The organism is Paenibacillus sp. B1-35 (assembly GCF_050474385.1).
GTDB classification, from domain to species: Bacteria; Bacillota; Bacilli; order Paenibacillales; family Paenibacillaceae; genus Paenibacillus_B; species Paenibacillus_B alvei.
Map to the genome: position 1 here is coordinate 1,107,604 of NZ_JBCHVJ010000001.1, position 14,883 is coordinate 1,122,486.

13 protein-coding genes are annotated in these 14,883 nt (G+C 43.8%); 3 read left to right on the forward strand and 10 right to left on the reverse strand.

All coding sequences use genetic code 11. The features are described from left to right. Positions 1-59: 59 nt before the first annotated feature. The 5 genes from ACQ5BJ_RS04590 to metH form a co-directional block, all read right to left on the reverse strand. Complete coding sequence (locus ACQ5BJ_RS04590) at positions 60-893, reverse strand: TIGR01457 family HAD-type hydrolase (protein ID WP_268599477.1); 834 nt, start codon at positions 891-893, stop codon at positions 60-62. Positions 894-1,398: 505 nt separating this feature from the next. Beyond that, on the reverse strand, positions 1,399-2,493 hold the full coding sequence (locus tag ACQ5BJ_RS04595) for a Gfo/Idh/MocA family protein (RefSeq protein WP_430108824.1): 1,095 nt from the start codon (positions 2,491-2,493) through the stop codon (positions 1,399-1,401). A 436-nt stretch (positions 2,494-2,929) separates the two neighbouring features. Beyond that, a complete protein-coding gene (locus ACQ5BJ_RS04600; RefSeq protein ID WP_430108826.1) occupies positions 2,930-3,925 on the reverse strand; it encodes a metal-dependent hydrolase in 996 nt (331 codons plus the stop codon). A gap of 119 nt (positions 3,926-4,044) precedes the next feature. Then, on the reverse strand, positions 4,045-4,962 hold the full coding sequence (rnz, locus tag ACQ5BJ_RS04605; protein ID WP_268599474.1) for a ribonuclease Z: 918 nt from the start codon (positions 4,960-4,962) through the stop codon (positions 4,045-4,047). Positions 4,963-5,201: 239 nt separating this feature from the next. Further along, a complete protein-coding gene (gene metH / locus ACQ5BJ_RS04610) occupies positions 5,202-8,639 on the reverse strand; it encodes a methionine synthase (RefSeq protein ID WP_268622886.1) in 3,438 nt (1,145 codons plus the stop codon). Positions 8,640-8,803: 164 nt separating this feature from the next. Here metH and ACQ5BJ_RS04615 point away from each other — a divergent pair, with 164 nt between their 5' ends. Then, entirely contained in the window at positions 8,804-9,346 is a 543-nt protein-coding gene (locus ACQ5BJ_RS04615) for a 1,2-dihydroxy-3-keto-5-methylthiopentene dioxygenase (protein WP_005549888.1), read from the forward strand. 167 nt (positions 9,347-9,513) lie between these two features. Here the strand turns inward: ACQ5BJ_RS04615 and ACQ5BJ_RS04620 are convergent, their stop codons facing one another. The 5 genes from ACQ5BJ_RS04620 to ACQ5BJ_RS04640 all read right to left on the reverse strand — a co-directional run bounded on the left by ACQ5BJ_RS04620 (position 9,514) and on the right by ACQ5BJ_RS04640 (position 12,459). Beyond that, on the reverse strand, positions 9,514-9,969 hold the full coding sequence (locus ACQ5BJ_RS04620) for a FixH family protein (protein WP_005549886.1): 456 nt from the start codon (positions 9,967-9,969) through the stop codon (positions 9,514-9,516). A 272-nt stretch (positions 9,970-10,241) separates the two neighbouring features. After that, positions 10,242-11,048 carry an HAD family hydrolase gene (locus tag ACQ5BJ_RS04625; RefSeq protein ID WP_163977499.1) on the reverse strand — a complete coding sequence of 269 codons (807 nt, stop codon included), beginning with the start codon at positions 11,046-11,048 and terminating at the stop codon, positions 10,242-10,244. Between the two features lie 57 nt (positions 11,049-11,105). Then, entirely contained in the window at positions 11,106-11,636 is a 531-nt protein-coding gene (locus ACQ5BJ_RS04630) for a hypothetical protein (protein WP_005549884.1), read from the reverse strand. Positions 11,637-11,699: 63 nt separating this feature from the next. Further along, the gene (locus ACQ5BJ_RS04635; RefSeq protein WP_005549883.1) at positions 11,700-11,915 is read right to left on the reverse strand and encodes a DUF896 domain-containing protein; all 216 of its coding nucleotides are present in this window, start codon (positions 11,913-11,915) and stop codon (positions 11,700-11,702) included. Between the two features lie 181 nt (positions 11,916-12,096). After that, positions 12,097-12,459 (reverse strand): LysM peptidoglycan-binding domain-containing protein, encoded by a 363-nt coding sequence (locus ACQ5BJ_RS04640; RefSeq protein ID WP_268599470.1) that lies wholly within the window; start codon positions 12,457-12,459, stop codon positions 12,097-12,099. A gap of 301 nt (positions 12,460-12,760) precedes the next feature. Here ACQ5BJ_RS04640 and lexA point away from each other — a divergent pair, with 301 nt between their 5' ends. Together lexA and ACQ5BJ_RS04650 are read left to right on the forward strand one after the other, a co-directional pair. After that, positions 12,761-13,387 (forward strand): transcriptional repressor LexA, encoded by a 627-nt coding sequence (lexA, locus tag ACQ5BJ_RS04645; protein WP_005549881.1) that lies wholly within the window; start codon positions 12,761-12,763, stop codon positions 13,385-13,387. Between the two features lie 338 nt (positions 13,388-13,725). Next, on the forward strand, positions 13,726-14,532 hold the full coding sequence (locus ACQ5BJ_RS04650) for a DUF817 domain-containing protein (protein WP_268599469.1): 807 nt from the start codon (positions 13,726-13,728) through the stop codon (positions 14,530-14,532). The last annotated feature ends 351 nt before the right edge of the window (positions 14,533-14,883 follow it).

Consider the following 14,883-nt stretch of genomic DNA (forward strand, 5'->3'; position numbering starts at 1 on the left):
ATGATCACCATGTATGTTCTCTCTTTTATTTTAATATCATTAATCATATAGGCTATTTATTATAACATTTCCTTCATGAACCATTTACGTACCTGCTCCATGTTATGAAAGACCATGTCAGGCTTCACACCGGCACGCGCACAAAATGATTCATAATTATCGGGTGTAGTAACCCCCGTATAAGTAAGTGCTGTACGGCAGCCTGCATTAGCGCCGGCAAGAATATCCGTCATCATGTTGTCTCCAATTACAATTGCGTTTTGCGCCGTACATCCCAGCCGTTTCATAGCCTCATCCATAATGATGGCACTTGGTTTGCCTATTACGACAGGCTCTACGCCTGAAGCCGACTGGATTGCCGCTCCGATCGTACCAGCCCCCGGGGAAAAACCGCGATCCGAAGGCAGCATGACATCTGGATTGGTTAAGATCGATACTGCGCCTTCTCGAACGGCACAAGCCGCTGCTTCCAGCTTGGCGTAGGTCACATTTCGATCCAGGCCTTGAACGACAACTCCAACATCAGAGCCCCATACTTCTTCCGCTTGCTCCGTCCAAGAAATCCCGACATCCTCCAGCGCCCTCTGCAATCCGTACTCGCCTATCATGAATACCAGTCTATCCGAATATCTCTTCTTAATATACGATGCAGCCGCCTGAGCAGAGGTGAGAACATCTTCAGCAACAGCCGATATACCAAATTGCTGCAGGTGAACCGCCACTTCTTCAGGTGTCCGTGTTGAATTGTTCGTTACAAACAGATAAGGAATATCCATACTCCGAAGGGTCTCTATTAGCTTGTCCGCTCCCTCAATCGGAGAAGTTCCATGATACATCGTTCCATCCAAATCTATGAGCGCATATTGATTTCTGCGCCGGATTCCATTTTTCATTCTTACACACGTTCCTTCCCAGCTTGAAGCATGCCGGCCATTCTAAATAACAGCACATCTACAAGCACGATCAACATCATAATAAGCACTCATTAGCTTTCCTAATAAAAAGCATGCAATATCCAGTAAACAACGGATTCAAATTTCAAGAAAACTTTGGTCTGCGTGCCGCCAACAAATTTTACACTTCTGTTTCATAGCATTATTATTGTCAACTCAATAGAGCCAATGCTAGTATACGCAATTCCGAGCCAAAAGGACAGAGTCTCATCAGACCAACAATTCCGATGCCAATAAATTGAGGACAACAACGCTGAACCGAAATCCGACCCGCAAGGTGAAATTCCAAGATGTGTTCAGAGCGCATAAACTAATGTAAAAAGAACAACTCCCGTCATTCCCATGAATAGGAACGGGAGCCATACTTGGCAAGGCAGAATGAGTTCATTTGCACTCACCCATACAATAGGCAGCTAAACAAAAACACCAATCTCCTCATAAATCATTACCGCTGCTCCCGTGCTTCCGAAGATTGAATCACATGAGCTACCAAGCGCTCGACAACAAGCCCATCTTCTAATGTTGGAGCCAGCTCGTTCCAACGCTGATCTCCATTGTGGCGCAGAATGAAATGGTGAAGCGAAGCGAAATGGCTGTCTTGGAAAATCCCCATCGTTGTCTTCTCATCAGGAAGCAGCGAAAGCGAGTCAGGTTCAGGAGCAGATTCGTGTCGACCGTTTATGAGATGAAGCTGAGGCTTCTTATCCGATTCCAAATTACATGTAATACTGCCTTTCGTCCCAATGATATGCACACGAAACGCATCATCACCATAGGCAATACGGGATACCTCAACAATACCTTGTACGCCTTGAACTGTTTCATAGTTCATCATTGCCCAGTCATCAACATTAACAGCTACTCGTTCGTCTTTGCCATTACCTGCTCTCCGACTTTTAATAAAAGTTTCTGTACTGCCTTCTATACTCTTCAATTCACCAAACCAATGGCGCAGCAAATCCAGTGCATGAACACCTAAATCGATAATTGCTCCTCCACCAGACAACGAGTCATTTACTCGCCAGCTGTATGGACGGACATCACTTAAATAACCCGAACGCAAATAAGCCAGTCTGCACTGGAGCACATCTCCGATAATTCCTTCGTTAAGCCAAGCTTTAATCCGCATGACAGCAGGGTGATACCGATAGACAAAGGCTAACTGCTGCGTAAGCGTTGATGGGACATCTGGCAGCAATTGCGCTGTGGACGCAGCACTTTCCGTTACAGGTTTCTCACAATAAATAGCTTGATTATATTGAACCGCCAATCGTACCTGCTCAGCATGTAGCGCATTCGGTGTACAGATGCTTATTGCTTCAGTCCCGTTATATTGCAAAGCTTCCTCCAAGGAGGAGGTTACGTGAGCAAATCCAATTTGCCGTGCCTGCTCTAATGTTTGTTCAGGACGACGGGTAACGAGTGTATTCAATACAGGTGTTACAGGAAGCTGCTTAATGATCGGCAGCGTTCGCAGTGCAGTCATATGTGTTTTGGCAATATTGCCGAAGCCTACGATCGTAAATCCAAGAGTGTTCATAATGAATCCACCTTCCTTGATTTGAGCAACGAATTAGGTGCTTCATACTTAAAAAAGTGCGTTGGGAAATGAGAAACTTATTTCTACATTGTAAAGAACCATTTCATGGCTGGCAAGAGTGGAAACACGGCACTATAATGCGCTGATTCGACGCAGAATGATGGTAGAAGCTGTCGATTGCGGACAGTCCTTGATGTATACCTGTCCCCTGATAAACTATTTGTCAGGTTCTGCGCTTTCCCGGGAAACTATAATGAGGACTTGCCTCTTTCAGGGGGCATTTCACAACATCATAGACCCCAACGATATCTTGATGCAAAAGAAAAAAAACGGATCGCTCCGCTTGATTAGGGACAGGTATTCACGCACATATGACACGGGGATTCACGTTTCTGATTTACCTTTCTTGTGCGAATATTGCGCAATACAATCCTGTTTATACATAAGGAGGCTCCCACTCCCTCTTACTCCAGCCTACTTTCGTATTGACAACGCGAAGCTGCTCATCCAACTCTACCTCAACGCCGAATGGAAGACCTTTTCGATGCCAAAATCGAACATCATGCCATATAATCTTATACCCGTTACGCCAACGCTGTGAGCTTACAATGACATGCTCAGCAAATCCAAGGAATGCCCGTACTCCATCGGTTGTTCTTGCATGCTCCAACACATGATCATCAATGAAGTTTTTAGTGTACAGGCAGTGCTTATCAAAGGACACGTCTGATAAAACCCGCAATGGGCTGCGATGCCGAATCCAACCTGTTTCATAATGTTGCTCATACTCCACAACATATTGCCAGCTCAGCCAAGTGACCTCAGGAATAAGCTGATGATGAATTCCACTTGAAAACTGCTCCTTCAGTCGGCTCTGCAATCGCTGATGCACCCTCCATCGCCATATGATATATAATACGGACACCAAATATCCCAATAGGAATAACCATGCTGCATCCGCCCGTGTCATCCAGAACCAACTTATAATCCCGACGAGATGAATGGCAAATAGAAATGGATCGAATAAGCATAATACATCTGCATGATGCCATTTGGATGAGAAAGGTTTGGCTGCTTGAACACCATATGCATTCAACCAGTCAAGCCCAACATGGATCATAACTGCAAGCCATGAATACAGCATAACGATCGGCCAATCTCCCCACACTGCAAACAACATTGAAACCGGCAGAGCAATGGCTATTGGCCATACAAACCATGCTGGGACAGCATGCGTAATGCCTCGATGGTGACGCAAATAGGCTGTATAGCTGCGAAATCGTGTTATGGCATCGAAATCGGGCGCATGTGAAGAAATGAGTGTAGCCGTCAGAACCGCGAAGAACAAACTAGGACGCTCCGCAACCTGAGGATGTACACAAGCAGCCCCTGCCAAAGAAGCGCCAAGCAGCAAATGACTCGCAGTATCCATCCATAACCCCTCCTTTAACATCTCTGTTGCTCTCGTGCAATTGCCTAGGCAATTGCCCTTACAACAACTCGGTTATGGATAGCGTATCGAGTAAGCGTTAACGCAGCATTGATGTGATATTAAGATGTTGTAACGATCGCATGCTCATCGGCAAGAACCGTATTTTCAAATACGTCACGTGCTTCCTGTAAAAGTTCCTCCATCCGTTCATCATTGTATCGTGAACTAAAATGAGTCAGAGCAAGCTTCTTGGCTCCTCCGGACACTGCGGTTTGCGCTGCTTGCCGAGCCGTGCTGTGGCCAAATTCATTTGCATTTTCGCGTTTATCTTCCATAAAGGTTGCTTCGTGCACGAGTATATCAACGTCTTTCGCGAGCGTGACCGCATTTTCGCAAGGACGAGTATCGCCGAGTATGGCCACAGACTTTCCAGGTATCGGTTTCCCGATGACAGAGGATGCTTGAATTCGTTCCCCATTCGAAAGTATGACATCCTGCCCTCGTTTCAACTGACCGTATAAAGGTCCCGGCGGCAGCTCCTTTTCCTTTAACAGCTTTAAATCTAGACGCCCTGGCTTTTCCTTTTCTTGAATTCGATACCCAAAGGATGGAACACGGTGATCAAGAGGCAGTGTCGTAATTATAAATTGCTCATCCTCCCAAATCACGCCAGACTCTATCTCTTGGATATGAAGCTCATAAGGCAAGTGCGTCTCACTTAATTCAAAAACAGTATGTATAAATCGATGTAACCCTGCAGGACCAAATACGGTCAAAGGAGACACCCCGCCTTGGTAAGCGCGACTGGACAATAGCCCCGGTAATCCAAACAAGTGATCGCCGTGCAAATGAGTGATAAAAATAAACTCGCACTTGCCTAGCTTCAATGGCGACTGCAGCACCTGGTGCTGGGTGCCCTCTCCGCAGTCAAACATCCAGAAGGAACCGCGTTCTTCATACAATCGGAGCGCAATCCCGCTTACATTGCGGCGAGTCGTCGGCATGCCAGCGCCTGTTCCTAAGAAGTAAATATCCATACTCATACTCCTTTGCTTCTGTAATTAAATACGAAAACAATATCATCTTTTATTTAATCTATTTAATCTATTTAATCATTAATATTTTAAAATGTTTTACACACATAGTATGTCTCACTCCACCAAGATATAATAAGCTCCGTACTGCCTGACAGCAATACGGAGCTTATATTATTGTCCATACATAAGTGTGACACACTGCTGCACAGACATCTAGTAATTTTTTTATGATGTAAAGATTAGGCCTTATCTACGTTAAAGTATTGTGCTTGCGGATGAGCAAAGACCATTGCCGACACGGATGCCTCTGGCTCCATCATAAACCCGTCCGTTAAATGAATGCCGATGTCTTCCGGCTGCATTAACTTGAATAATGGCCCTTGATCCTCGAGATTTGGACAAGCTGGATATCCGAATGAAACTCGTATCCCTTGATATCTAGCTCCAAATCGCTCCTTCATTGTCATCTGTTCCGGATCAGGATAGCCCCATACTTCACGCATCATATGATGAATCCGTTCTGCAAGCCCTTCTGCCAGCTCCAATGCAACAGATTGCAGCGCATGTGACCTCAGGTATTCTCCCTTCTCCTTCCACTTATCCGCTTTGCCGCGAACATCATCACCAGCAGTAACCACCAAGAAGCCTACATAGTCCATTACGCCGCTCTCTTTTGTTCGCAGAAAATCTGAAAGACACAGGTAAGGCTCAACCTGCTGCCGTGGGAATGCAAAGGTATGGAGCACCTCCTCTACATTGTCAGGATTATAAATGTGAATGGTGTCCCCTTCCGATTGGGCTGGGAAGAAGCGATACATAGCATTCGCCTTTAGCACACCTGCTTGAGCTTCCTCTGCCAGAATTCGGTCAACGGTCTCTTTCAAATCTAATGCCTTCGGGTCACGATTGTTCAACAACTGTTCAACCGAGCCCTTTAATCCCAAATGATGTCCCAACAGCATCTGGAAATTCAAATAAGGAAGCACCTGTGGAATTGGAATATCGCGCAATACATGTCGCTCTAAATCAGGCGGAATGTACACTTCGGCTTCCGTAATGCTGGAACGAACCGCCCGTGTTAGCTCAGGTAGGTTCGACTGCTGTTCCGATTCACGAGCCAACCGTTCCTTATGAGCGCGGAGTTCCTCAACCAGCAGCTTACGTTCCGATGAATCCATAATTTTATTGGCCAGATCAAGACCGTCCATTGCGTCCTTTGCATAGAGAACTAATCCATCATATTCCGGACTAATTCGATTTTTCGTGAACTTTCTCGTTAATGCTGCCCCACCAACAAGAATTGGCACATCGATGCCAGCAGTACGCAAGTCTTGTGCGGTTATGACCATTTGCTGAGCTGACTTGACAAGCAAGCCTGACAGTCCAATTGCGTCTGGCTTTTCCTTGCGATAGGCCTCGATCAACTGATCAGGTGGAACCTTAATGCCTAAGTTGACAATTTCATATCCATTATTCGATAGGATGATTTCCACTAGATTTTTGCCGATGTCATGCACATCGCCCTTCACCGTAGCGAGTAGAATTTTCCCTTTCACAGCAGATTCATTCTTCTCCATATGCGGCTCCAAGAAACTGACCGAAGCCTTCATGACTTCTGCGCTTTGGAGCACCTCAGCAACGATAAGTTCATTATTGTTGAACAGCCTTCCAACTTCCTCCATCCCTTTCATTAACGGACCGTTAATGACTTCGAGTGGAGTGTATTTTTGCAGCGCTGCTGTCAAGTCAGGAATAAGCCCTTCCTTCGTACCTTCTACCACATAGGATGCCAAACGCTCATCAAGTGGAAGGTTGCTGGTTTTTTCTTTTTTCTCTACTTTGCGGTTACGGAAAGCGGCAACAAATGCTGCCAGCGTCTCATCGCTGGTGTCATACAATAAATCTTCCGCAAGTTTGCGTTCGTGCTCGGGGATGGATGCATAACGTTCCACCTTCTCCGTATTGACGATCGCATAATCCAGCCCTGCGCGGGTACATTCATATAGAAATACAGAGTTAAGCACTTCACGTCCCGCTTCAGGCAGACCGAACGAGATATTGCTTATCCCGAGAATCGTTTGTACCTTTGGAATCGCCTCTTTAATCAGACGTATCCCTTCAATTGTCTCTTTCGCCGAACCAATGTATTGTTCATCCCCCGTTCCAACTGGGAACACGAGCGGGTCAAATATAATGTTTTCTGGTAGAATGCCGTAATTATTCACGAGGATGTCGAAGGAACGCTTCGCCACCTCCAATTTACCTTCACGTGTAATGGCTTGACCGCGCTCATCGATCGTGCCGACAACCAGGGTTGCACCATAACGATGGACAAGCGGCACGACATGGTCAAATTTCTCCAGACCGTCCTCTAAGTTAACTGAGTTAATAATCGCTTTCCCTTGGGAATACTTCAAAGCCAATTCCAATACCTTGGCATCTGTCGTATCGATGACGAGCGGAGCCTTAACCTTCTTCACTACTTCCTGCAGAAATTGTTCAATATCGTGCGCTTCATCGCGATCCGGATCCTGCACGCACACGTCAATGACATGTGCCCCATTTTTCACCTGGGAACGCGCAATCTCCGCCGCTTCTTCAAACTTTCCTTCGGCAATTAAACGCTTAAACTTGCGAGAGCCAAGCACATTGGTACGTTCTCCAACCATGTAAGGACGACTTTCATCTTCTACATATACGGTCTCAATACCGGATACAGCTGGAGGATGTTCACCAAACGTTGTTCTTGGGGCATACTCGAGCAAAGTTTCTCGAAGAACCCGAATATGTTCAGGTGTTGTTCCACAGCAGCCGCCTGCAATATTCAACCAGCCCTGCTCTGCAAAGGTTGCGATTTTACGAGCAAGCGATTCTGGCGATTCATGATAATGACCATTCTCATCTGGAAGCCCCGCATTCGGGTAACAGCTGATCGCAGAATTAGCGATAGACGCAAGGGTACGCAAGTGATCACGCATGAATTCAGGCCCTGTCGCACAGTTCAATCCGACGGAAATCGGCTTCAAATGTTCTAGGGATATGTAAAACGATTCGATATTTTGACCGGCAAGGGTTGTTCCCATCGGTTCAATCGTCCCCGAAATCATAAGCGGAAGTGTGATACCTGTAGATTCAAAGGCTCTCTGTATCGCAATCGAGCCAGCTTTGACGTTCAACGTATCCTGAGAAGTCTCTAAAAGAAGCATATGAACACCTGCTTCTATAAGTGCAACTGCTTGTTCATAATAGCTGTCAATCAACTCATCAAATGTGACTCCACCGGTAACAGATAAGGTTTTTGTCGTCGGCCCCATTGCACCAGCAACGAATCTTGGCCATTCCGGTGTGCTATATTTTGCAGCTGCCTCAACAGCCAGCTTCGCCGCGGCAACGTTCAACTCACGTGCACGATCAGCAATATCATAATCGGCAAGCACGATACGGGTAGCCCCGAACGTATTTGTCTCCAATATGTCTGCGCCCGCTTCTAGATATTGTTCGTGTATTCTGGAAATGACATCTGGACGTGTCAGGACTAACATCTCATTGCATCCATCCAATTGTTCGCCTCCAAAGTCTTGAGGCTTCAAGTCAGCTTGTTGGATCATCGTGCCCATAGCACCGTCTAAAATGAGAATGCGTTCATGTAATTGTTCCTGTATCGTTCTTGTTTTCATCGCTCTGCCCACCCTCTACCTTAAACGTTAAACCCTAGTTTAGCAGATGTGATCCGATTAGAAAAGACTCATACACGACTCGCTTCAAAATGTTTCTTGCCCAAACTTTTCCTCTGTACTATAATTAAATGAATAAATCGCATTGGGAAACGGGGGATTAGAAATTGGCACAAGTACGAATTCGAAACACGAACAAAATCATTATAGGGGAAGAAAATGTTCGTTCTTTTCTATCTTCGCAGGGTGTGCTGTATGAGCATTGGAACCCGAACAAACTTGATCCATCTCTTCGCGACAAGTTCGTGCTATCCGATAAGGAGAAGCAGGCCATTTTAGATACGTATGAAGAAGAAATCCGCGATCTGGCTGAAAGACGAGGCTATCGAACGTGGGATTTGATTTCTTTATCCGATGCAACTCCTAATATTGAAGAGCTGCTGAAGAAATTTGAGCAGGTTCACACCCACACAGAAGATGAAGTAAGAGCCATTACTGCCGGCAATGGTATATTTATTATTAAAGGTAGCGACGATGTCGGTTATATGGATGTAGAACTGGAAGCTGGGGATGTGATCTCTGTTCCAGAGGAGAAACCACATTACTTCACGTTGATGGACAATCGTCAAATTGTAGCGGTACGCCTCTTTATCGAGACTGAAGGATGGATTGCGCACCCGTATACGGATCCCACCTTTCAAAAAGCCTAACTCCTTTACAAGGTAAATCCTATAGAAATGAACTGATTTTCACGTCTATTCACAATGCCTTTCATTATATGCAAACAGGGCAGTCTCATAAGTTCCTGTCTTTACTCGGATCTTATGAAGCTGCCCCTTCTTATAGAGGAATCATTTTATTTTCTTATCGAAATTCCTTACTTTACAGTAAACTGCTTCTTCGGCATCGAGTGCATATCACGAGCAGTTACATGAGAGATGACGGTATAGGTACCCGCTTTCTTGAATGTCTTCTCGAACTGATAAGTTCCATCTTTTACAGGCTTACCCTCGATCATCTCATGCTCTTCTCCATCCATCCACAATTCAAACTCGACTTTGTCAGCGTCATCTACCGCCTTATCATCTTGCGTTACCCGAGCTGAGATTGTAGCAGCTTCGTTGCTCTTTACTTCTTTCGGCACCTGTAATTCAACCTTAATCATTGCAGGCATCTCATGATTTCCTTCTTGCATTGCACCAGAGCCATGACCAGCATGTCCTTCATGACCGGCTGATGATGAGCTACTTCCCGAGCTATTTCCACAACCAGTTAGCAGCATTGCCCCGATTGCCATTATGAGCACAATTAATTTATTTTTGTTGCTGAACATACAAGCTCACTCCTCAACATTTATGCTAGGATTATCGTATCATTATATACAGCATTCTCCAATTCCTCATGACTCTATCGAGCTATAATTTAGGTAATTCTGTGACGATCCAATGACATTTATCACACTTTTCCTCATTCTTTATTTCAATATTTTCTTTTTTCACCGCACATAAATACATACAACGCATTAGAAAAAGCCTGTGTTCCCACAGGCTTGCTCTTGTTAGTCTTGCTCGATGCAATTGATTATGAAGTTGTATCTACAACGATTTACGATTCCTTCGAGTTGATCGCTTCAATAATTTGCTCAATTTCAGTTAGGCTCGTAATCGTATATTCTGGATGAACATCGCCTGACAATTCAAGACCTTTACGATTCAACCAGGCATGATGCATACCAACATTTTGGGCACCTTGAATATCAGTCGTTAATTTGTCTCCTATCATAATTCCTTCATGCGGTTCTATACCGAGCAAGGACATCGCATGCTTGAACAATTCTGGATCCGGTTTCCCTTTCGGATGATGCCCAGAGATTACGATATGATCAAAATAAGATAAGAGTTCCCGCTCACCATTCAACTTTTCCTGCTGCAGGTCAGGTGAGCCGTTCGTGAGCAACAACAACGGATACTGTGCTATTAATTGGCGGAGCACCTCGTAAGTCTCATCATATACATAAGAACGGGCCCGACGTTCACTCATAAATCGTTCTGCCAACTCTGCACCTAGTTCTTCATCAACTCGACCGGCTGCCTGAAGTCCCTGTGTCCATGCTGCTCGACGATACGCAGGTGCAAGCTGCTCTAATAATCGAAATTCAGGATGATCCCCTTCTGCAAACTTTCCCCATAGGGCTTCAAATGGATTAATCCCGATATTCTGCGTGAAAGGATACGTTTCGTAAGAAGCGTATAATTCGCGGGCAGCTTGACGAACACAAGACTCCAATTCCTCTGGTTCAATACCTGTTCGCTCATATGCATATTCACAAGCAGCAGCAAAGGCCTCTTCAACAGAGCGTTCATCCCATAATAGAGTGTCATCCAAATCGAACAGCACAGCACGTATAGACATGTTTCTCTCTCCCATCACAGCGACTAGATTAGCTTCTCATTATATACATGTGCAAACTTATTTCGACGCTTCTTTCTTCGAAGTGTCTTCGAACTCAATCTTATGCTGATTAGCAAAGACGCGCAGTCGTTCGCCCATTGCATTGGTATCGTATCTGTTCAGCATTCGAGAGAATATCCAATTCGCACCTTTCCCCGTATGTTCAATCACCACATATCCAGGCTGAATTGCAATCTTCTTCATATCTTTGGAAGACAAGGTACGAAGACGATTCCAACGAATCGTTGATACCTCGTCAGCTCCGACACGCAGAAACGGTCTTCTTAAGAATAAAATTATTCCCAATCCGACATAACATACGATCGTAACCCAATAAAGAGTTGGATATTGATTGTTCGTGATAATCCCGCCTAGTAGTGCATACATAATGGCGAAAGCAATCAATGCGAGCGGCATGATGAAGCTGCGTCCTTTAAATTCTTCATACGCAGGCTTGCCTGCAGACAGCGACGGCTTGCCTTGCTTCATTCGCTGCTTGTTCAATTTTGCACTATTTTGGCGGACTTTGCGTTCCCAACTGCGAGACATGAATTCGCTACCCCCTGTATTGTAAACGAGTAATGATAATCCATCGTTATTAATGAAGAGTCATTAATGAACGAGACCGTTCGTACCGGAATTATCTGTTCCTTCTTCGTCCTCTACATAGCGAATATTGTCTAATTGATTACGCACCTGCTTACGGAAAAGTACCAAATATTCCTCACGCAGCTTTGCGCGCTCTTCCATTTCCGCTTCGCTCAGCCCTACTGTCTTATGTTTGCGGGCCAGTTCATTAATTCGTGCAATAAGCTTGTCAATATTCATCATGTACCTCCATGTGTGTAAGCATATGTTCTACTTTGACATGGAGGTACCAGCTTGTCAAGCAAGCTTCTCCAAAGCCATTATATAGATAAAAAAGAGGCTCCATGAGCCCCTTCGTAAACTGTTTATATGTATAGATATTTGTTTCATCTGAGCCAATTTTCCGAAAATTGTTTTGTTATCAAGGAATCGGTACCAACAATACTTCTCCTGCCTGCAAAAATTCACCTGTTAACTGATTCAATTGTGCAATTTCATATATAAATTCACGAATATCCGTATGCTCAGGCTTATATGTTGATGCAATCTCCCACAACGTATCTCCAGGCTGAACAAGAACTCGTTCAACAACAGTTCCACTCACAACATCCTCACGGTCATCATCATTTCCAAGTGCTTGTACAATGCTTCCACAAGTAATGAACAACAATACGATTAAACTGATCATAAAACGCACACGCAAAGGAAACAAACGCTTCTTTTGCTCAGATTGCGAAGCTGTTGTCGACACCTTATAAATGGAACGATACGTTGTATACATCATAAATGATCACTCCCAAACACTTGTTCTATTATTTAATATTTCAAATTTAACACGAACACACGTTTGAGTCAACATATATTTAGAACGCTCGTTCCCCTTTTATTGTTCGTTACTCTTTTGGGATTGTATGCATTTCATTGAAAACAGCATGATCAAAAATGATTAAAGATACTTTATTTCCTTCTTATCCGATTACGCCTATATTCTATTTTTTATTCAAAATCTTTAGAACTTATGTTTGTACGAACGGAGGTTCTGTGGTATAATTTTGTCAAAAGAGTATTCATTGGAGTTGATACCCTTGTCTAAAATATCAAGTCGTCAACAAGCTATCCTTGATTTTATACGTGATGAAGTCCGAGCTAAGGGCTACCCACCTTCTGTTCGTGAAATAGGAGAAGCCGTTGGTCTAGCATCCAGTTCTACCGTACATGGTCATCTTGATCGTCTCGAGAAGAAGGGCTTTATTCGTCGTGACCCTACGAAGCCTCGGGCAATTGAACTGCTTAGCGATCAGTCCGACCGCACGGCAGACTTTTCTCGCTCCTTTGCGCGTGTGCCGGTAGTTGGTAAAGTAACTGCGGGTGAACCGATTACCGCAACAGAGAACATCGAAGATTACTTCCCACTGCCTTTGCACATGGTTGGAGACGATGAAAATGTATTCATGCTATCGGTCATGGGGAATAGTATGATTGAGGCCGGTATACATAATGGCGACTATGTCATCGTACGTCAACAGCAGACAGCGAACAACGGAGATATCGTCGTTGCGATGACCGAAGATGATGAAGCGACGGTTAAGACATTCTATCGAGAAAAGGATCATATCCGCTTGCAGCCTGAAAATCCAACTTATGAGCCGATTCGCTTACAACACGTAACTATTCTAGGCAAAGTTATTGGTTTGTTCCGTGATTTTCATTAATACAAACAGAAATGCCTCGTTTCCACTTCATTAGCTGGTTAAACGAGGCATTTTATTTTGCTTCCATCTCCACTATCCCCCTCAAGACAATATTTTCAAAAATAAGCTCAGTACAATCGTTATACCGGATTGAAGATTAACTTACTTTTCGCCCTCTTCCCTTCGTTACAATATCTATAGAAATCATTAATTCATTTGAGTCGGCATATTATTATTTTATTGTTTTTCAATAATTATTTATTGACTAATAGTATATTCCTAATTATGATTGTACCTAACGAATTACATGGTGCTTGTTCATCAACCGATTAATACGATAATCAATGTAGGAGAATCGAATGGGAAAATTTTTTAAACTTAGGTCATTCATTTATTTTGGCTGGCAGCAAGCGCTGTCTTGCTTATTCCCCGCTTTTATTTTTGCAATGCTGGCACTTACGAAAACCGTTGACATCCCTTTCATGCATCGCTATGATTTCTTGTTGTTTGTTTGCATAATTGCACAGATTATTATGATTCGACTTGGGATCGAAACGTTCGACGAATTAAAGGTAATTTGCGTCTTTCATTTGATTGGACTTATGCTCGAAATATACAAAGTCCATATGGGTTCTTGGGCTTACCCTCAAGAAGGCTGGACAAAAATATTCGGTGTACCTTTATACAGCGGATTTATGTACGGGAGTGTGGCGAGTTACTTATGTCAAGCATGGCGACGACTACAGGTCAAGGTATATCGATATCCCACACCTTGGTATACGATACCGCTAGGGTTGGCCATATATTTTAATTTCATGACCCATCACTTTATTTATGATTTACGTTGGGTATTAATGCTCTTGCTATTCGTCATCTTTTTTAGAACGTACGTCGAGTATACGGTATTGGGCGTGACACGTCGTATGCCACTTGTGCTGTCGTTTGCTCTAATCGGATTTTTTATATGGGTTGCAGAAAACATCGGGACATTTTTGGGTGCATGGTATTATCCTCATCAAGTTAACGGTTGGAATCTTGTGAAGTGGGGGAAATTCAGCTCCTGGTTCTTGCTAGTCATCGTGTCTTTCATGATCGTTGCCCATCTGAAGCATGTAAAAGGAGGACATTTCAAGAAAAATAGTTATATCCGCGACATGAAGTCGTAAAATCAGAATGAGAACAGCTTGTTCTTTACTTTCTGGTAACAATGCATTTGGAAGTACATTCTTTGATGCATTATTATAACGTGTCAACTACTGTTCTATTGTAGAAAACCTAGTATCATGTAAAAGTTTTTATATCGGATTGAAATTGAATCTATCGTTGGATCAATTTTCAAAATCAAAAGGCTTTGTTCTTCCAAAAATTCTTATAAGCAGCGAGATCCTAGATCATTCCCACGCATGTTAGAATCAATTGCAAAATGTTCAATATAAGAGAAATGTTCTATTTTCCAATAAAACATAATTCCAACAAACTCATATCTTAGAGTCGCATCACAATGATATGCTAGAAAC